This is a genomic window from Micromonospora radicis (genome assembly GCF_003583405.1).
Lineage (GTDB): Bacteria > Actinomycetota > Actinomycetes > Mycobacteriales > Micromonosporaceae > Micromonospora > Micromonospora radicis.
The window spans coordinates 108,368-127,571 of sequence record NZ_QXEC01000015.1 but is presented as its reverse complement, the minus strand read 5'-3'; the positions used below and the strand labels follow the sequence as shown (position 1 = coordinate 127,571).

The window sequence follows — 19,204 nt, the reverse complement described above, 5'->3', positions numbered from 1 at the left end:
GACAACTATCTATGACTTCTCGCATTCTGGATGCCACCACCAATCTGCGAGGAGGTACCGGAATGCGTGCTGACCGGTTCGGCGGGCCGGCTCTGTCCCTGTTCCGCATGGTTATCGGCCTGCTGTTTCTCTGTCACGGCCTGGCTTCCCTGTTCGGCGTGTTCGGCGGCAGCCGGGGCACCGGTGAACCCGTGCCGCTCGGCCAGTGGCCGGGCTGGTGGGCGGCGTTGATCCAGGCGGTCTGCGGCGCCCTGGTGCTCGTCGGCCTGCTCACCCGTCCCGCCGCGCTGATCGCGTCGGGCTCGATGGCGTACGCGTACTTCGTGGTGCACCAGCCCGAGGCGCTGCTGCCGCTGCGCAACCACGGCGAGCTGTCGGTGCTCTTCTGCTGGTCGTTCCTGCTGATCGCGGTGCTCGGCCCGGGCAGCTGGGCGCTGGACAATCTGCGCCGGCACCGGGGCGTCGGCGCGGTCGACGTCGACGCCGGTGAACGCCGGTCCGTGCCGGCCTGACCGCCCGCTGCCGGTCGGGCCGACGCCCACGGCAGCCTTGATCGTGTTCGACCCCGGATCGGGGGCGTCCGGCGGCGCTGATGCCACCCGATCCGGGGTCGAGCGCGACCGGCGGCCGGTCCGGTCCCGGTGGGCCCGCGCGCGGGCGTTGCTGAGGATTCGCTCACAGGCTGAGATCGACCGGCGACGGACGCGCCGGAGTTGCCTAGACTCGACGGCACAACTGCATACCTCATCCAGAGGGGCTGAGGGATACGGCCCGACGACGCCCCGGCAACCACCCTGCGCGCTCACCGTTGAGCGTTCGGCGGGGCAGGTGCCAATTCCGTCCCCGCCGCAAGGTGCGATGCGGGGAAAGATGAGAGGACTTCGACATGACGTCGACGCTCGCCCCGTCCGGAATCGACACCGCCGCCAGTCCAGCCCGCGCCCTGGTCTGCCGCGCCTGTTCGGCCCGCTACCCGCTCGCCGCCCAGCACGCCTGTTACGAGTGTTTCGGCCCGCTGGAGGTCGACTACGACCCGGCCGCCCTGGCCGCGGTCACCCGGGAGCAGATCGAGGCCGGTCCGCGCAACCTCTGGCGGTACGCCGCCCTGTTGCCCGCGGGACAGGACCCGGCCACCCGGGTCACCCTGGATCCCGGGTTCACCCCGCTGGTGGCCGCCGACCGGCTCGCCGCCGAACTGGGCATCACCGCCGCGCTCTGGGTCAAGGACGACAGCGCCAACCCCACCCACTCGTTCAAGGACCGGGTGGTGTCGGTGGCGCTGACCGCCGCCCGGTCGCTCGGCTTCTCCCGGTTCGCCTGCGCCTCCACCGGGAACCTGGCCAACTCGGTGGCCGCCCACGCGGCCCGGGTGGGCGCGCCCTCGGTGGTCTTCATCCCCAGCGACCTGGAGCAGGGCAAGGTGGTGACCACGGCCGTCTACGGCGGCGAACTGGTCGCCATCGACGGCTCGTACGACGACGTGAACCGGCTCTGTGGCGAACTGGTGGAGACCGACGAGTTCGAGGACACCGCGTTCGTCAACGTCAATGTGCGGCCGTACTACGCGGAGGGTTCCAAGACGCTCGGCTACGAGGTCGCCGAGCAGCTCGGCTGGCGGATCCCCGCCCAGGTGGTCATCCCGATGGCCTCCGGTGAGCTGCTCACCAAGATTGACAAGGCGTTCAGCGAGTTGGTCGAGATCGGGCTGGTCGAGGCGCCGGCCGGCGGCTGGAAGGTGTTCGGCGCCCAGTCGGCCGGCTGCAACCCGATCGCCACCGCCCTGCACGCGGGGACCGACACCATCACCCCGGTCAAGCCCACCGGGATCGCGAAGTCGTTGAACATCGGCGACCCCGCCGCCGGCCTCTACGCGCTGGAGGCGGTGCGCCGTACCGGCGGTTGGATGGAGTACGTCGACGACGACGAGATCCGGGCCGGGGTGCGGCTGCTGGCGCGTACCACCGGGGTGTTCGCCGAGACGGCCGGCGGGGTGACCGTGGCGGTGCTGCGCAAGCTGGTCGAGTCCGGCCGGCTCGACCCGAGCGCCGAGACGGTGGTGTTCAACACCGGCGAGGGGCTCAAGACGCTCGACGCGGTGGCCGGCCAGGTGGGGCCGACCCACCGGATCAAGCCGTCGCTGCGGGCCGCCCGCGACGCCGGTCTGCTCGGCTGACCTGCGCCGCCGACGCAGCCCCGGTGGCGCGGATCGGGAACGGTCCGGTGGAACGGCGGTGTCCGGGCCGGAATGGATCAAGTGCCATCGCGGTGGAACGGTGGGCCGGGCGTTTCCTGGAAAATGTCGAAAACACGCGCCCGGTGACTTGACGGCGGGAACCGGGCAGCGGAAGATGCTCCGTGCGGGAGGGCGTTTCGCCGTAGACTTTCAGTCTGTACGACCCAACGCCGGAGGCGTTGTGCGATCGACCCTCCCGACCAAGCGTCCGAGCGGGCCAGCGAGAAAATCGCTGGCCCGCTCGCCTGTTCGTGCCGCACGCTGCGGGCATGACCGTCACCATCACCCCCTTCGGCGCCGCCGACGAGGCGGCCATCGAGCAGGCGTACCAGGTCGGCGCCGCCTGGGTCGCCGCCGACCTGCCCGACTACCCGCCGTTCTGCGGGCGGCGCTTCCGGGCGGTGTTCCGCCAGCCGATGCCCGGCCACGAACCGGTCGCCCTGCTGGCCCACCTCGACGGCGTGCCGGCCGGTTATCTCCTGCTGGACCTGCCGCAGCTCGACAACGCCGAGAACGCCTCCGCCGACCTGGTCGTCCATCCCGGGTACCGGCGTCGGAGCGTCGGGCGGGCGCTGTTCGAACACGGCCGCGTCGCGCTGCGCGAACGCGGGCGTAAACGGGTGACCGCGATGGGCCCGGAGCATCTGCCCGGCGAGCCGGACCGCCCGTCGCCCGCCACGGCGTTCGCGGCCGCCACCGGTGCGGCCAACGCGCTGGTCGACGTGCGGCGGCGACTGGACACCACCGGACTCGACCAGCGGCGACTCGACTCGCTGCTGGCCGAGGCCCGCGCCCGGGCGGCCGGGTACGAGGTGGTGTTCTGGCGGGGCGCCACGCCGGACGAGTTCGTCGCCGACGTGGCGTACCTGGACGGCCGGCTGGTGGTTGACGCGCCGATGGGCGACCTCGACTGGGAACCGGAGCAGGTCGACGCCGAGCGGGTACGCGGTGCCGAACTGGCGTTGGCGGCGCGCGGCAAGCGGCGCTACCACGCCGGGGTACGCCACCAGGCGTCCGGCCGGCTGGTCGCCTGGACCCTGCTGGACGTCGGCGCGTCCGCCGACTGGCACGCCTTCCAGCAGATCACCATCGTCGACCCCGACCACCGCGGGCGCCGCCTCGGCCTGCTCGCCAAGATCGAGAATCTGCGTCACCTGCTCGCCCACGAACCCGCCGTACGCGCGATCGACACCTTCAACGCGGCGAGCAACAACCACATGATCGCCATCAACGAGCAGCTCGGTTTCCGGGCGCGGGACCGGTGGGGCAACTGGCAACTGGAGCTGTGACGGACGAGAGAACGGGCAACGGGCAGCTCGGATTCCAGGTGGGTGAAGTCTGGACGGACCGGCGGTCGGCGATCTGAGTTGTGACACGCCCCTACTGATCGCGGGGCTTCCTGTTGCATGATGGCGGGCATGACGGACACCCCGCACCCCCACTACGACAGGCACGCCGACACCCTCAACCGCGCGCTGACCGCGATCACGGAGCGGGGGTACTGGTCCGCCTACCCGGAATCACCGAGCCCTCGGGTGTACGGCGAGACCGCGGCGGCCGACGGCAAGGCCGCCTTCGAGGCGTACCTGGGCGGGAACTTCCCGCTCGACCAGCCGACCGACGGCCAGTGGATCGCCACCGAGCGCAGCCCGTTCGGCGTCGAGCTGAACGTGACCTACCCGCACGCCACCGCCGACCAGTTGGTCGCCGCCGCGTCCGCCGCGTTGCCGGCCTGGCGTGACGCCGGCCCGCAGACCCGCGCGGGGGTCTGCCTGGAGATCCTGGACCGGCTGCACAAGCACGTCTTCGAGCTGGCCAACGCGGTGCAGTTCACCAGCGGCCAGGCCTTCGTGATGGCGTTCCAGGCCGGCGGCGCGCACGCCCTCGACCGGGCCCTGGAGGCGGTCGCCTACGGGTACGCGGAGATGACCCGGCACCCGGGCACCGCCGGCTGGGAGAAGCCCGCCGGCAAGGGCGACCCGCTGCGGATGACCAAGACGTTCCACGTGGTGCCCCGGGGCGTCGCCCTGGTGGTCGGCTGCAACACCTTCCCGACCTGGAACTCGTACCCGGGTCTGTTCGCCTCCCTGGTCACCGGCAACCCGGTGGTGGTCAAGCCGCACCCGGGCGCCGTGCTGCCGCTGGCCATCACCGTGCGGTACGCCCGCGAGGTGCTCACCGAGGCCGGCTTCGACCCGAACCTGGTGCTGCTCGCCCCGGAGGCCGCCGACGAGAAGCTGGCCAGCACGCTGGCCCTGCACCCCGGCATCAAGATCGTCGACTTCACCGGCTCCACCGAGTACGGCGACTGGCTGGAGGCCAACGCCCGGCAGGCGACCGTCTACACGGAGAAGGCCGGCCTCAACCCGGTGGTGATCGACTCCACCGACGACTTCGCCGGGATGTGCCGCAACCTGGGCTTCACGCTCAGCCTCTACAGCGGCCAGATGTGCACCACCTCGCAGAACATCCTGATCCCGCGCGACGGCATCGACACCGACCAGGGTCACAAGAGCTTCGACGAGGTGGCGGCCGGCATCGCCGCCGCCGTCGGCAAACTGACCGCCGACCCGGCCCGCAGCGTCGAGCTGATCGGTGCGATCGTCAACGACGGCGTACTGGACCGGCTCGACGAGGTCACCAAGGTCGGCGAGCCGGTTCTGGAGTCCCGTACCGTCGAGCACCCGGCCTTCCCCGGCGCCGTCGTGCGTACGCCGACCGTCGTCAAGCTGGACGCGGGTGACACCGCGACCTACGCGCGGGAGTGGTTCGGGCCGATTTCCTTCGCCATCGCCACCGACTCCACGGCGCACAGCCTGGAGATCATGCGGGCCACCGTGGGAGAGAAGGGCGCGTTGACCGCCGGGGTCTACTCCACCGACGAGGCGGTGCTGGCGGCCACCGAGACCGCCGCCATCGAGGTCGGGGTGCACCTGTCCAGCAACCTCACCGGCGGGGTCTTCGTGAACCAGTCGGCGGCCTTCTCCGACTTCCACGGCAGCGGGGCCAACGCGGCGGCGAACGCGGCGTTGACCGACGGGGCGTACGTGGCCAACCGGTTCCGGATCGTGCAGAGCCGTCGGCACGTGTAGTGGTCGTGGTGGGGTTCCGGGGGCGCGGTGGGGGTTCCGGGGCTGTCCCGGAACCCTTCCGGGTCGTTCGCCGGCCGGAACTGGCGGCTTCGACCGCCGTGGGTCAGATCCGGCCGTACGGCGGTTCCGGTTCATGTGGCGGGCTGCCCGGAACCGGCCCCGGCTATGCGGGGCGGCGCATCTGGAGTTCGCGGAGGGCGGGGACGGTGGGGTGCGGGACGCGTACGCCGGTGTCGGCGAAGCCGAGCCGCTGGTAGGCCCGGTACGCCCGGTCGTTGCCCACCACCACTTCGAGCATCAGCTCGTCCCGCCCGACGGACCGCGACCAGGCGGCAACCGCGTCGACCAACTCGGCGAGCAGGCCGCTGCCGCGTCGGGTGGGGGTCACGTAGATCGCGTAGAGCACGGTGAGCCCGGGCTCGGTGGGGTGGGCCACGCCGCCCGCGTGCCCGACCAGCCGACCGCCCGGGTCCGCCACGAACTGCGCGCTGGCCGGGCCGGCGGAGACCTGGGCGATTCGGGCCGCGTACTCGGCGTGTGGTCGGGCGGCGGCCTCGGCGACCGTCTCCAGGAAGGCCAGCGGGGCGTCGGCGAGCATCTCCAGCCGCAGCGCCCGCATCCGGCCGGTGTCGGTGGGCCGGACCCGTCGCACCTCGGCCGCCAGGCGACCCGTTTCGAGCATGGCGCTGGTCATGACCGCATAACTATCACAATGACGTACGACGATGCGCCCGGCCGGAATATGCCCGATTTGTGGTCGTGCGCCGCCGTCACCGCTCGTGTACCGTGCGATTTCGGTCACCCTGTTCGGCGGTCGTCGTCGACCGTTGCGCGCGGTGGCTTTCGGGCCGTCGGCCTGCCGTCGGTTCGGGTAGTGGAACGCCGCGCAGAGTGAGGAAGACACCGTGGCACAGGGCACCGTGAAGTGGTTCAACGCCGAGAAGGGCTACGGCTTCATCGCCGTCGACGGCGGGCAGGACGTGTTCGTTCACTTCTCCGCGATCGAGATGGACGGCTACAAGGCGCTGGACGACGGCCAGCGGGTGGAGTTCGAGATCGCGCAGGGCCAGAAGGGGCCGCAGGCCGAGCGGGTACGCCTCATCGCCTGAGTGCATTCGCGCCCACCCCGTCGACCGATCGTCGGTAAGGGTGGCGTGCTCGCGGCCGGAGGGGGCTGCGGTGCGGACGCCTCACAAGGGAAGATCATGAGCCGATCAGCCGTCGCTGAGGAGGGTTCATGTCCGACCAGCCACCCCCGGTAGGTCCACCGCCGTCATCCGGCGGGTCGGACCCGTCCGCCGTCCCACCCCACGGCCAGCCGGGCTGGCCCGCCGCTCCGCCCAGCCATCCCGGGCAGCCGGCGCCCCATCCCGGGCAGCCGGGTTGGCCGGCGCCCTATCCCGGGCAGGCGGGTTGGCCGGCCCCCCATCCCGGGCAGGCGGGTTGGCCGGCGCCCTACCCCGGGCAGGCGGGTTGGCCGGCGCCCTACCCCGGGCAGCCCTACCAGGGCTGGTATGGGCCGACCGGGCACCAGCTCGATCCGGGCGACGCCCTGGTCACCCCGCCGGGTGCGGGTCTCGGCAGCTGGTTGACGCGTTGCCTGGGCGCGGTTCGGCGGGGCTGGCAGTTGCTGCTGCCGATCCTCGTACTCACCCAGGTGCTGCCAGCGGCGGCGCTCTCGGTGCTCGCGCTGGCCATCGACCCCACCGGCCGCTGGGAGGCCGAGATGGCCGCGGACCCGGCGGCCCTGCCCGCCGGGTTCTGGGCCGACGCGGCCACGATGATCGGCGCGCTGGTCGGTGGAAGCCTCGTCTTCGGCCTGGTGCAGTGCCTCGGATGGGCTGCGGGGACCTGGGTGATTGCCCGGCAGGCGGCCGGTGAACCAGTCGGGTTCGGCGCCGCCCTCCGTTACGGTCTGCGTCGGGCGCTCGGCCTCTGGGGCTGGATGCTGATCTTCACGGTGATCCTGGCGGTCGGGTTCTGCCTCTGCTTCCTGCCCGGTGTCTACGCCGGGTTCGCGCTGGCCATGGCCGGTCCGGTCTACCTGTTCGAGCGGCGGGACCCGATCGGCCGGTCGCACCGGATGTTGCGCGAGCGGCTGGGGTTGCTGCTCGGTCGGGTGGCGCTGACGCTGCTGGCCGTACTCGGCTTCTCGTTCGTCGCCGCGATCGTGGAGTCGGCGGCGCGGCTGCCGTTCGGCGCCACGCCGCTGGAGGACCCGGGTACGGCCGTCGGCGTGATTCTGGTGATCGCCGTGGCGGCGCTGTTGACGCTGCCGGCGCACCTCGCCCAGCTGGTCGGACTGGTCACCACGTACGCGGAGCAGCGGGCCCACGAGGGGCCGGTGAACAGCGGGCGACTAGCCGCCGAACTCGGCTGAGCCGCCGCATCGTGCTTGCACTCGGCAGGGGAGAGTGCTAAACAAGTCATTGGCACTCGCATGGCGTGAGTGCCAATGGTCGGGACGGTGGGGTCACGGCCGCGCTCGCGGCATAACCGCGGGTGAGGCACGTGACCGGTCGTCGCGGGCTATCCGGCCCGGCCGAGGAGACGTCGCCGTCGCCAGGTGGCGACGTCCCAAGGTGCGTACACCAGACGGCCCATCCGGGGCACACACTCGGGTGGCCCGTGAGTGTCCAGGAGGACAACGCCGTATGGCCAAGATGATCGCGTTCGACGAAGAGGCGCGCCGCGGCCTCGAGCGGGGCATGAACCAGCTCGCCGACGCCGTGAAGGTGACCCTCGGCCCCAAGGGCCGCAACGTCGTGCTCGAGAAGAAGTGGGGTGCCCCCACCATCACCAACGATGGTGTGAGCATCGCCAAGGAGATCGAGCTCGAGGACCCGTACGAGAAGATCGGCGCCGAGCTGGTCAAGGAGGTCGCCAAGAAGACCGACGACGTGGCCGGTGACGGCACGACGACGGCGACCGTCCTGGCCCAGGCTCTCGTTCGCGAGGGTCTGCGCAACGTGGCCGCCGGCGCCAACCCGATGGCCCTCAAGCGGGGCATCGAGGCCGCTGTCGCGAACGTCTCGGAGGAGCTGCTGAAGCTCGCCAAGGACGTCGAGACCAAGGAGCAGATCGCCTCCACCGCCTCCATCTCCGCCGGTGACAACACCGTCGGCGAGATCATCGCCGAGGCGATGGACAAGGTCGGCAAGGAAGGCGTCATCACCGTCGAGGAGAGCAACACCTTCGGTCTGGAGCTTGAGCTCACCGAGGGCATGCGCTTCGACAAGGGCTACATCTCGGCCTACTTCATGACCGACCCGGAGCGTATGGAGGCCGTCTTCGACGACCCGTACATCCTGATCGCGAACAGCAAGATCTCGTCGGTCAAGGACCTCCTTCCGATCCTGGAGAAGGTCATGCAGGGCGGCAAGCCGCTGCTGATCATCGCCGAGGACCTGGAGGGCGAGGCCCTGGCCACCCTGGTGGTCAACAAGGTCCGGGGCACCTTCAAGTCGGTCGCCGTCAAGGCGCCGGGCTTCGGTGACCGCCGCAAGGCCATGCTGACCGACATCGCCATCCTCACCGGTGGCCAGGTCATCAGCGAGGAGGTCGGCCTCAAGCTGGACGCCGTCGGCCTCGACATGCTGGGTCGTGCCCGCAAGGTCGTGGTGACCAAGGACGAGACCACCATCGTCGACGGTGCCGGCGACGCCGAGCAGATCCAGGGTCGGGTCAACCAGATCCGGGCCGAGATCGACAAGAGCGACTCCGACTACGACCGGGAGAAGCTGCAGGAGCGCCTGGCCAAGCTGGCCGGCGGTGTTGCGGTGATCAAGGTCGGCGCGGCCACCGAGGTCGAGCTGAAGGAGCGCAAGCACCGCATCGAGGACGCGGTGCGCAACGCCAAGGCCGCCGTCGAGGAGGGCATCGTCCCGGGTGGTGGTGTCGCGCTGGTGCAGGCCGGCAAGACCGCCTTCGACAAGCTCGACCTGGCCGGTGACGAGGCGACCGGCGCGCAGATCGTCAAGATCGCGCTGGACGCCCCGCTGCGGCAGATCGCCGTCAACGCCGGCCTCGAGGGTGGCGTCGTCGTCGAGCGGGTCCGCAACCTCGACCCGGGTCACGGCCTCAACGCCGCGACCGGCGAGTACGTGGACCTGCTGGCCGCCGGCATCATCGACCCGGCCAAGGTGACCCGGTCGGCGCTGCAGAACGCCTCGTCGATCGCCGCGCTGTTCCTCACCACCGAGGCTGTGGTGGCGGACAAGCCGGAGAAGACCCCGGCCGCCCCGGCTGGCCCGGGCGGCGGAGAGATGGACTTCTGAGTCCAGCTCCAAGCACGGAAGGCGGGCCGCGTCAGCGGCCCGCCTTTTGCTATCTGGGCAGTGGACGCTGGTTGCGTCGCTTCTGCGCGCGGTCGTACGGTGGCCGGTGGGAGACGGGCTCGTCCACCAGGATGAGCGGTTCCTCCGGCGGTTCGGCGCAGCCGGCCATCTCCACCAGCTGCTCGGCGTCGCCGTAGTCGAGCCGGTCGATCGGCAACTGGCCCGGGAGTTCGTGGACCGGGGCCCAGATGACGGGCGGAACGTCCTGGGTCTGATCGTCTTCCGTGGTCATGACGGCCTCCTCTACCGAAACGGTAAGGGGCGTCGATGACCCGGGCGGGTGAACGGCATTATCGGAGCCCATGTCCTATTCGCGCTATTCTGTCGTGTCTAGCTTCCGGCGGTACAGGAAGAAGACGCGTTCGATCCGGGCGCCCGCGCTGCGCGAGTAGAACGGCACCGGACCGACCCAGCCGATCTGCGCGACGTCGATTCCGGCGGCTCGCTGGTCGCGTAGGCAGCGCCGCAGCAGGACGCCGCCGATCCCCGATCCGGCGGCCGCGGGTGCGGTGCCCATCGGCCCGAACCAGCTCGGCCGGGACGAACCGTAGGCGGCGAACCCGAGTGGTTCGCCGTCGCGTTCGGCCAGGTGGCAGCCGGCACCCGGGCGGCCGAGAGAACCGGCCAGTTCGGCATCCCAGGCGCCGCCGAAGTTGGCCCGGGCGAACTCGGCGAGCGCCGGCAGATCGGCCGGCTCGGCCCGACGCACGGTCACCCCCTGTCCGGCGAGTCGCGCCTCCGCGGCCTCCGTGGACCGCAGCGCGGGCGACGCGTCGTACGACAGGTCGGCGGTCATGTTCCAGGCGGTGCTCTCCTGGCGGTAGCCGAGGGCGACGGCGAGACAGATCGCTGGCGTGTACCGGACGTCCACTCCTGGCCAGGCATAGTACGGCGGGTTGCCGGCGAGCAGCACCTCGGCCGCGCCGAGTTCGGCCAGCGCCCGCTCGACCCGTGTGAGCAGGGCACGCCCGATGCCCTGCCGCCGCCACGCCGGGTCCACCGCCACCAGATCCACGTGCCCGGTACGCCCCTGGCCGGCGGAACGCGACCCGATCAGCACCCCCACCAACTCGCCGGCCCGGTACGCGCCGAACACCCGAACCGCCCGGTCCGCGCTCGCCCGTACCCAGAGTGTGTCCACGAGGGCTTCGGCCTCGGCCGCGTCCTCGGGCAGGTCGAGTGCGCGGCGGCAGAGCCGCACCACCTCGGGCACCCGCTCGGCGGCCAACTCGGCCACGGCGACCTCGGCGGCGGTGACGTCGGTGGCGGCGACCCTGGCGGCGGTGATCTCGGCGTCCATGAACGCCGACCCTAGATGAGGGGTCGGGTGCCTGTTGAGCGGTGGTGTCGCCAGCTTCGTACCGGCTGCGTGCCGACTGGTGGGCAGCGTCGCGGTGTGAGGTGGCGATCCTGTCGAGCTGATGGCGTGAACGGATCGCAGTGGAAGGGGAGCGGGCGGGGGCGGGACGGTGGTGGAAGGGGAGTGGGCGGGGTCGGGACGGCGGTGGAAGGGGAGTGGGCGGGGGCGGGACGGTGGTGGAAGGGGAGTGGGCGGGGGCGCGAGGGCAGGGAAGTGCGGCGGGCGGGCTGGCTGGCGGGCGGGTGGGTGGGTGGTGGTGCGTGAGAGCACGAACGGTGCAGCTCGACAGGGCCGGCAGCGGAATCGCATCCCGACCGCTGCTACGGCCCTACTCGGCCGTCGCGGTCGGCCGCGTGCTGACCGACGGGATCGGTCGTACCGTGACCGCTGCGTCAGCCGGTCACGGTGGGGCGCTGATGCCGCCCCGGCCGTCCAGTGGGTCGTCGATGGCGGACTTGGTGACCACCTGGATGACGCCGCAGCACAGGGCGACGAGGAGCGCCGGCACGCCCAACAGGATCAACAGCGCCATGCCGCGCCACCGAGCCGTCGATGCCGGGAGTGGGACGACCCCGGGTGAATGACCGTGCATGACGCCGCAAGATAGCAGCTCAAAGCCACTTTGTTTACCTCATGGCGAAGATGTGTCACGTTGTGTGAACGTCAACCTTGGGCGGCGCGGACGGCGGCGTACGCGTCGACCAGCCCGGCGCCGGCCACGTTGCCCGCATCGCCGCAGTCGCCGCCCTGGGCACCGGAGCCCGAGCCGGAACCGGAGCCCGAGCCGGTGGGAACCGCGGTGGTCGTGGCGCGCAGCAGTCGCCGGGTCTGGTCCAGGTCACCGACGAGGTCCGGGTTGGCCGACCACATCAGCGCCACCACGCCCGCGACCTGCGGCGTGGCCATCGAGGTGCCGTCGAGCGCCGCGTATCCGCCGCCGGGCATCGCCGAGACGACGTCCGCGCCGGGTGCCACCAGATCCGGTTTGACCAGCCCGCCGGGGACCGGGCCACGGGAGGAGAAGTCGGTGACCCGGCGCTGCCGGTCCACCGCACCGACGGTGAGCACATCCGGGTACCGCGCGGGCGGATCCTGCACCGAACCGCAGAACGGCCCGGTGTTGCCGGCCGCCGCCACGACGAGGATCCCGGCCGCCTCCAGGGCGTCCGTGGCCGACCGCAGGGTCCGCGGATCGCAACCCTCGATCGGTGGACAGCCCCACGAGTTGGTCAGGATCTCCGGGGCCCGGCCCGGCCGCCCGTCGTCGAACGGGTCGCCGCCGGGCGGGAAGGGCGCCAGCATGAACTGGAGACAGTCGAGGTAGGACGCCGGGTTGCCGAGGTTGCGGTCGAGGTTGACACAGCCCACCCAGTCCGCGCCCGGTGCCACACCGATACCGCCGCGGCCGACCGCGCTGCCCGTCGTGTGGGTGCCGTGCCCGCTGCGGTCGGTGGGCGTCCGGGTGCCGTTCCACGGGTCGTACCAGGAGTCGTCCCCACCCCGGTAACCCTCGGCCAGGGCCGGATGCCGCCCGTCCACCCCGGAATCGGAACTGCCCACGGTCACCCCGGCCCCGGTCACCCGCAGCGCGGACCAGACCCGGTCGGCGCCGATCATCGTGATGTTCCAGGGCGGACCAACCGGCGCCGCCGACCGGCCCCGGGACGGTTCGGCCGGTGCCGGCAGCGGGCGAAGTCGCTGGCTGATCAGCACCCGGGCCACCTCGGGCCGGCTGGACAGCCAGGCCCGGACCACCGGGCCGCCGTCCACCTCGATCCCGTTGACCAGGTAGTACGGCGTGTGGGCCAGGCGCAGCCGGCGCAGTTCGCGACGCAGGTCGGCCTGGGTCCGCTCGGCGGTGTCGACCAGCCGGCGGTACACCTCCTCGGCCCGGTCGTCCCGACCCGCCTTGCCCACCCCGGTGGGCAGGCCGGCGAGGTCGGCCTGGGCTCGCAACACCACGAAGAGCCGTTCGCCGTGCAGGCCGGGCTGGCCGGCACCGACGCCGACCGCGCCGACCGTGACCAGCAGGACCAGCGTGGTCGCCGCGGCCACCGCGCGGCGGGGCGCCCGGGCCGTCGGACGGGCCAGCAGCAGCCCGTACGCGATGGCCAGCAGCAGGGCCACGACGAGCCCGGCACCGGCGGCCACCGCCACCCAGAACGGTACGTCCCGGGAGCCGATCAGCAGCAGGCTGATCTCCTCCGGGTCGGTGAACGCCAGCGGGCCGAACACGGTGAGCCCGACCAGCCAGGCGGTCGAGGTGCGGCCGGTGGTCCGCGGGTGCCGGCGGCTCAGCACCCGCAGCGCGGCCAGCGCGAAGCCCACCGGCGGCAGCGCCACCAGCAGCGGCAGTTGGGTGCCGGACTGGCCGACACCGGCACCGACCAGCAGCAGCACCAGCCCGGCGACGAGGCCGCCGAGCAGTACCAGTCGGGCCGGTCGGACCGGCTCGCCACCGGCGACGGTGCCCCAGAATCGGACGTCGAGCAACGCCCCGGCCAGTGCGCCGACGGCCACCGCCGTCAGCCCGGCGAGGACGGTCTCCAGCAGCCCGCCGAGCGCGCCGAGCCAGACCCAGGGCAGCAGCAGGGCCAGCCCGGCGGTCGCGGCGAGCAGGGTGACCACCGACGGCCCGGCGGCGGGTGGCGGTGCCACCTCGGGCACTTCCCGGACCGGGGGTGGCGGTGCCACCTCGGGCACTTCCCGGACCGGGGGCGGCGGTGCCACCTCGGGCGTCGCCCAATCGGTGGACCTGGCGACGCCGGCCAGGCGGTGCGACAACCGGGCCGAGAGCCAGGCGAGCACCGCGGCCGTGGCGGCCAGCGCGCCGAGGTAGAGCTCGTGGTGCACCGGCGGCAGCGCGCGCAGCATCCCGAGTACGCCCAGGGTGAGCGCGCCGGCCAGCCAGGCCCGACCGGCGGTCCGGACCGCCCGGGACCGGGGCAGCAGCGCCAGGGGCAGGGTGGCCGTGCCGATCACCAGTGCGGTGATCAGGCTGGCCAGCGGCCAGAACGGCACCAGCCGGTCCAGCCCGCCGACCAGCAGCACCTGGTCGACCAGCCACCCGCCGGTCTGCGACACCACCGCTACGGCGGTGGCCCCGCAGCCCACCAGCACCGCCGAGACGATCGCCCAGGGGCTGCCGGTACTGCCGGTCGTGGAGTACGGCGCCTGCATCCGGACACAGTACGACGCGGGTCACCGGTGGGTCGGACTCCCGGCGATCGTGGGCCGGATCACGGCCGGCGGGGCCGGTGTCCTCCAGTGCCGGTGGGGCTACGGTGGACCTGTGCGCGATCCACACGTCCTCCGATCCGTGGCCGGGCAACTCTCCCCCGACCGCCGTACCAGCGATCTGCGTCGGCTGCGGGCCGAACGGTTCGACGTGCTGGTCATCGGTGGCGGCGTGACCGGTGCCGGTGCTGCCGTCGACGCCGCCTCCCGAGGGCTGAAGGTGGCTCTGGTGGAGGCGCGTGACCTCGCGGCCGGTACCTCCAGCCGGTCCAGCAAGCTGATCCACGGCGGCCTGCGCTACCTGGAACAGTTGGAGTTCAACCTGGTGCACGAGGCGCTCACCGAGCGGGGGCTGCTCGCCACCCGGTTGGCGCCGCACCTGGTGCGCCCGGTGCCGTTCCTGGTGCCACTGCCGGCCGGTCGGGGCGTCCGCGACCTGCCCGCCCGGATCCTGCGCCGGGCCTACTACGGCGCCGGGGTGGCCGCGTACGACGCCTTCGCCGGGGTCTTCGGCGGTGGCCGGGGGATGCCGCTGCACCGGCACCTGACCCGGGAGGGCACTCGGCGGATCTTCCCGAGCCTGCGGGCCGACGGGCTGGCCGGCGCGATCCGTTACTACGACGGGCAGGTCGACGACGCCCGTCTGGTGGTCACCCTGGCCCGTACCGCCGCCAGCCTGGGGGCGACCGTGGTGAGCAGTGCCCGGGCGGTCGGGTTGATCCGGCAGGCCCGGGAGGTCACCGGGGTCCGGATCCGCGACCTTGAGGCGCCGACCGGCTCACCGGACGCCGAGTTCGAGGTGCACGCCCGGACGGTGATCGCCGCCACCGGCGTGTGGACCGACGACATGTCCCGGATGCTCGACGACGTCGGCCTGCGCCCCGGCATCCGGGTGCGCGCATCCAAGGGCGTGCACCTGGTGGTGCCCCGCTCGGCGATCACCGGCGACACCGGACTGATCCTGCGTACGGCGACCAGCGTGCTGTTCGTCATCCCGTGGGGCGGGCACTGGATCATCGGCACCACCGACACCGACTGGCGGCTGGACCGCTCCCACCCGGCCGCCTCGGCCAGCGACATCGACTACCTGCTCCGGCAGGTCAACGCGGTGCTGGACCGGCCGCTGACCACCGCCGACATCGAGGGCGTCTACGCCGGGCTGCGCCCGCTGCTGGCCGGCGAGGCGGACTCCACCTCCAAGCTGTCCCGGGAACACGCGGTCATCGAGCCGATGCTCGGCCTGCTGCTGGTGGCCGGCGGCAAGTACACGACGTACCGGGTGATGGCGGCCGACGTGGTCGACCGGGCGGTGCGTCGGCTCGGTGGGCAGCGGCCGTCGCGCACGGCCGACCTGCCGCTGCTCGGCGCGGACGGGTACGCGGCGATGTGGCGGGACCGGGCCGATCTGGCCCGCCGGCACGGGTTGCCGGTCGGCGTGGTGGAGCACCTGCTGGAGCGGTACGGCAGCCTGACCCTGGACCTGCTCGCCCTGATCGACGCCGACCCGCTGCTGGCCTCCCCGCTGGCCGGGGCGCCCGAGTACCTTGCCGCCGAGGTGACGTACGCGGCCCGGGCCGAGGGGGCGTTGCACCTGGAGGACGTGCTCACCCGCCGTACCCGGATCTCGTTCGAGACCACCCACCGCGGCCTGGAGTCGGCCGAGCACACGGCCGAGCTGATGGGTGCGGTGCTCGGCTGGGACGCTGCCCGGCGGGCCCGCGAGGTGACCCATTACCAGGCCCGCGTCGAGGCCGAGCGGCAGTCCCAGCTGATGCCGGACGACGCCACCGCCGACGCGGCCCGCCTGGGCGCGCCGGACGTGCGCGGCTACCCCGCGGACCGGGGCGCCGACGACGCCGGGCTCCCGCGGTGAGGCGTCCAGATCGGAGCTGGGCGCCGATGGATGTCCGTCCGGCGGGTTCCGCGCGCTACCTACGGTAAGGTAAGTTCCGCGCGTGATGGCGCTTTCCTGGTCACGGTTCGCTTCCCTGTCCGCTGCCACCCTGTTGGCGGTCACCCTCAACGGGTGCGCCCCCTTCGGCCAGCAGGACGAAGCGGCGGCCCGGCCGGACACATCGGACGACGGTCGGCCCGGCGCCGCCCCGACCACCCGCTACCGGGTCAGTCTGTTGCAGAACGAGGGCACGGACGGGCCGCTGCGCACCCTGAACGTGGAGCCGGACGGGCGCTGGGAGTGCGTCGACTGCGCGGGCGACGGGGTCACCTCGACCGGGTCGCTCAGCGAGGAGAACCACGGGCGGTTGCAGAGCCTGCTGGCCGACCCGGCCCTGGCGAAGGAGACCGACGAGGCCCGTGGCTACAAGATCACCTGTGTCGGTGCGCTGACCTCCAGCCTGCTGACGACCGCCGGTCTGATCAGCTCGCAGGACTGCCCGGGTGAGGAACGTCCGCCGGTGGCCGAGCAGATCCTCCTGCTGCTCACTCAGAACACGCCCGCCGAACTGACGCTGTCCTAGCTGGGGCGCGCCGGGCTCACAGCACCTTGCCGGGATTGAGCAAGCCGCTGGGGTCCAGCGCCGCCTTGATCGCCTGGTGCACCCGCACGCCCACCGGCCCGATCTCGCGGGCCAGCCAGTCCCGCTTGAGCAGGCCGACGCCGTGCTCGCCGGTGCAGGTGCCGCCGAGCGCCAGGCCGAGCCGCATGATCTCGTCGAAGGCCCGCCGGCCGCGTGCCAGACTGGCCGGGTCGCTCCGGTCCACCACGATGTTGGGGTGCAGGTTGCCGTCGCCGGCATGACCGACCACGCCGATCGGCACGGCGCACTCGGCCGCGATCCGGGCCACCCCGTCGAGCAACTCGGCCAGCGCGCCCCGGGGCACCGCCAGATCGTCGATGATCAGACCGCCGTTGCCGCCTGGGTAGGTGTCCGCGGCGTACTTCTCCATCGCCGGATGCGCCAGCCGGCGGGCCTGCAACAGCGCGGCGGCCTCCACCGCGTCGGTGGCCGCGTACACCTCCTCGGCGCCGGCCGCGGTGCAGACGGCGGCCAGTTCGGCCAGGTCCTCGGCGGCCCGGGGGCCGGTGTCGGCGGCGGCCAGCAGCAGCGCCTCGGCGTCGGTCCGCAGGCCCATCGGCCGGTACGCCTCGATCGCCACCAGGTGCGTGCGGTCGAGCAGTTCGAGCAGGCTGGGGGAGAGGCCCTGGGCGGCGATCCGGGCCACCGCCTCGCCGGCCGCGGCGGTGGCGCCGAACACGGCGACCAGGGTCAGGGAGGCCGCCGGTGCGGGCCGCAGCGCCACGGTCACCTCGGTGACCACGCCGAGGGTGCCCTCGGAGCCGACGAAGAGTCGGGTGAGGTCGTAACCGGCCACGCCCTTGGCGGTGCGCCGGCCGGTGCGCAGCACCTCGCCGGAGGCCAGCACCACCTCCAGACCGAGCACGTACTCGGTGGTGACGCCGTACTTCACGCAGCACATGCCACCGGCGTTGGTGGCCACGTTGCCGCCGATGGTGGACGACTCCCAGGAGCCCGGGTCCGGCGGGTACCACAGACCCCGCTCGGCCACCGCCGCGCTGAGCGCCGCGTTCACCACGCCGGGTTGGACCACCGCGATCCGGCTCACCGGGTCGATCTCCAGGATCGCGTCCATCGCCACGGTGCTCAGCACCACCGCGCCGTCGACCGCGTTCGCCGCACCGGCCAGCCCGGTCCGCGCCCCCTGCGGCACCACCGGTACGCCGTACCGGCCGGCCGCCCGGACCACGGCGGCCACCTCCTCGGTGCTGCGTGGCCGGGTGACCACCAGCGGGGTGCCGGAGACACAGAGGTCGGCCTCGTCCCGCTCGTGTCCGCGAAGCAGGTCCGGATCGGTGAGCACCGCGTCCGGCCCGAGGGCGGCGCGCAGGTCGTCGAGGAGCGGGGAGGCGGCCATGTCGCCGAGGCTACGACCGGTCCCCGGTGATCATCAACCGCGCGGGCGTCCGGGTACCGTGACTGCCGTGATCTACGTCGACCGGCCGGCCTGGCCGGCGCGGGGCCGCCTCTGGTCGCACCTGATCAGCGACGTCTCCCTCGCCGAACTGCACGTCTTCGCCGAGACGCTGGGCGCGCCCCGGCGTGGCTTCGACCGCGACCACTACGACATCCCGGCCGACCGGTTCGCCATGGCGGTCTGGTTGGGCGCTCAGGTGCTGTCCAGCCGTGACCTGGTCCGGCTGCTGCGCGCCGCCGGTCTCCGCCGCCCCAAGCACCTCCACCGGGTGACCCCGCCCCGCGCCGGTCAGCCGGACGGGACGGCGGCCCTCGACCTCACGGCCGGGCCGATCCCGCCGGGCCGGTGAGGGTGGCCAGCTCACGGGCCAGGTTGGCGCGGGCGCGCGGCTCCCAGCGGGCGGCCAGGGTGGGCAGCCGGAACAGGTGGGGGAGGGCGAGCAGGCCGGTGAGCACCCGGGCCCGGCCGATCCGGTAGTCGGGCTCCGGCACGTGGGCGTACTCCCGCCGGATCGCGGCCGCGTAGCCGTCGTACGTCGGCTCGGGCGCGGCCAGCACGGCCAGGTCGGCGTCGCAGAGCAGCACCCCGTCGCCGTCCGCCGTCGGGACCTGATGGCCGGCGGTGAGCAGGACCAGCCGGCGTACCTCGGCCACCTCGGCGTCGGGCAGCCCGGCACGGGTGAGCAGCACCTCGGCGAGCGCCGCGCTGTCGCGTTCGTTCCGGTCGCCCGCCGCTCGCGGGTCGTACACCGCGTCGTGGCACCAGGCCGCGAGCCGGACCAGATCCGGCTGCGGCGCCGACGAGGCGTACCGGTCGACGATGTCCAGCACGGCGGTCAGGTGGGCCACGGTGTGGTAGTGCCGGTGCGGTTCCCGCCACCGTTCGAGCAGGTCGGCCCCGGCGGCCCCGACCGCCACCGGGTCACTGGCCCCGGCGGATCGGGCGGCTGCCCGCCACCGTTCGATCAGCTCCGCCACCCGGCCAGTCTGCC

At 72.7% G+C, this 19,204-nt stretch carries 17 protein-coding genes and 1 riboswitch; of the genes, 10 read left to right on the top strand and 7 right to left on the bottom strand.

Annotated elements, in window-relative coordinates:
• Positions 1–62: 62 nt before the first annotated feature.
• From D2L64_RS17015 to paaN, 4 genes are all read left to right on the top strand, one after another.
• Entirely contained in the window at positions 63–512 is a 450-nt protein-coding gene (locus D2L64_RS17015; protein WP_119577682.1) for a DoxX family protein, read from the top strand.
• Positions 513–741: 229 nt separating this feature from the next.
• A riboswitch (SAM riboswitch) is annotated at positions 742–877 on the top strand.
• 9 nt (positions 878–886) lie between these two features.
• On the top strand, positions 887–2,173 hold the full coding sequence (gene thrC / locus D2L64_RS17010) for a threonine synthase (protein WP_119577680.1): 1,287 nt from the start codon (positions 887–889) through the stop codon (positions 2,171–2,173).
• 329 nt (positions 2,174–2,502) lie between these two features.
• On the top strand, positions 2,503–3,522 hold the full coding sequence (locus tag D2L64_RS17005; protein ID WP_119577678.1) for a GNAT family N-acetyltransferase: 1,020 nt from the start codon (positions 2,503–2,505) through the stop codon (positions 3,520–3,522).
• A gap of 129 nt (positions 3,523–3,651) precedes the next feature.
• Positions 3,652–5,325 (top strand): phenylacetic acid degradation protein PaaN, encoded by a 1,674-nt coding sequence (paaN, locus tag D2L64_RS17000; protein ID WP_199714580.1) that lies wholly within the window; start codon positions 3,652–3,654, stop codon positions 5,323–5,325.
• Between the two features lie 163 nt (positions 5,326–5,488).
• Here paaN and D2L64_RS16995 read toward each other — a convergent pair whose 3' ends face one another.
• On the bottom strand, positions 5,489–6,019 hold the full coding sequence (locus D2L64_RS16995; RefSeq protein ID WP_199714579.1) for a GNAT family N-acetyltransferase: 531 nt from the start codon (positions 6,017–6,019) through the stop codon (positions 5,489–5,491).
• Positions 6,020–6,230: 211 nt separating this feature from the next.
• Between D2L64_RS16995 and D2L64_RS16990 the strand changes: the two genes are divergently transcribed.
• The 3 genes from D2L64_RS16990 to groL all read left to right on the top strand — a co-directional run bounded on the left by D2L64_RS16990 (position 6,231) and on the right by groL (position 9,602).
• Positions 6,231–6,434, top strand: coding sequence for a cold-shock protein (locus tag D2L64_RS16990; protein WP_018787966.1), 204 nt, complete (start codon positions 6,231–6,233; stop codon positions 6,432–6,434).
• A gap of 479 nt (positions 6,435–6,913) precedes the next feature.
• Complete coding sequence (locus D2L64_RS16985; RefSeq protein WP_147376250.1) at positions 6,914–7,705, top strand: hypothetical protein; 792 nt, start codon at positions 6,914–6,916, stop codon at positions 7,703–7,705.
• Positions 7,706–7,979: 274 nt separating this feature from the next.
• On the top strand, positions 7,980–9,602 hold the full coding sequence (gene groL, locus D2L64_RS16980; protein WP_119577673.1) for a chaperonin GroEL: 1,623 nt from the start codon (positions 7,980–7,982) through the stop codon (positions 9,600–9,602).
• A gap of 49 nt (positions 9,603–9,651) precedes the next feature.
• On the opposite strand, the gene D2L64_RS16975 is transcribed toward groL, so the two are convergent.
• The 4 genes from D2L64_RS16975 to D2L64_RS16960 all read right to left on the bottom strand — a co-directional run bounded on the left by D2L64_RS16975 (position 9,652) and on the right by D2L64_RS16960 (position 14,202).
• On the bottom strand, positions 9,652–9,894 hold the full coding sequence (locus D2L64_RS16975) for a hypothetical protein (protein WP_233558995.1): 243 nt from the start codon (positions 9,892–9,894) through the stop codon (positions 9,652–9,654).
• A gap of 84 nt (positions 9,895–9,978) precedes the next feature.
• Positions 9,979–10,962 carry a GNAT family N-acetyltransferase gene (locus tag D2L64_RS16970; protein ID WP_119577671.1) on the bottom strand — a complete coding sequence of 328 codons (984 nt, stop codon included), beginning with the start codon at positions 10,960–10,962 and terminating at the stop codon, positions 9,979–9,981.
• Between the two features lie 460 nt (positions 10,963–11,422).
• A complete protein-coding gene (locus D2L64_RS28310; RefSeq protein ID WP_267898683.1) occupies positions 11,423–11,554 on the bottom strand; it encodes a hypothetical protein in 132 nt (43 codons plus the stop codon).
• A 131-nt stretch (positions 11,555–11,685) separates the two neighbouring features.
• Entirely contained in the window at positions 11,686–14,202 is a 2,517-nt protein-coding gene (locus D2L64_RS16960) for a S8 family serine peptidase (protein WP_119577667.1), read from the bottom strand.
• A 112-nt stretch (positions 14,203–14,314) separates the two neighbouring features.
• Between D2L64_RS16960 and D2L64_RS16955 the strand changes: the two genes are divergently transcribed.
• Both D2L64_RS16955 and D2L64_RS16950 read left to right on the top strand, forming a co-directional pair.
• A complete protein-coding gene (locus tag D2L64_RS16955; protein WP_119577752.1) occupies positions 14,315–16,132 on the top strand; it encodes a glycerol-3-phosphate dehydrogenase/oxidase in 1,818 nt (605 codons plus the stop codon).
• Positions 16,133–16,217: 85 nt separating this feature from the next.
• Positions 16,218–16,736: a hypothetical protein gene (locus D2L64_RS16950; protein ID WP_199714584.1), complete on the top strand. Its 519-nt coding sequence runs from the start codon at positions 16,218–16,220 to the stop codon at positions 16,734–16,736.
• A gap of 16 nt (positions 16,737–16,752) precedes the next feature.
• On the opposite strand, the gene D2L64_RS16945 is transcribed toward D2L64_RS16950, so the two are convergent.
• A complete protein-coding gene (locus D2L64_RS16945; protein ID WP_119577663.1) occupies positions 16,753–18,153 on the bottom strand; it encodes an FAD-binding oxidoreductase in 1,401 nt (466 codons plus the stop codon).
• Positions 18,154–18,220: 67 nt separating this feature from the next.
• Between D2L64_RS16945 and D2L64_RS16940 the strand changes: the two genes are divergently transcribed.
• Positions 18,221–18,562 (top strand): DUF4031 domain-containing protein, encoded by a 342-nt coding sequence (locus tag D2L64_RS16940; protein ID WP_199714578.1) that lies wholly within the window; start codon positions 18,221–18,223, stop codon positions 18,560–18,562.
• Here D2L64_RS16940 and D2L64_RS27605 read toward each other — a convergent pair.
• On the bottom strand, positions 18,531–19,190 hold the full coding sequence (locus tag D2L64_RS27605; protein ID WP_199714577.1) for an HD domain-containing protein: 660 nt from the start codon (positions 19,188–19,190) through the stop codon (positions 18,531–18,533). The two genes, D2L64_RS16940 and D2L64_RS27605, sit on opposite strands and share 32 nt — an antisense overlap.
• Positions 19,191–19,204: the final 14 nt, after the last annotated feature.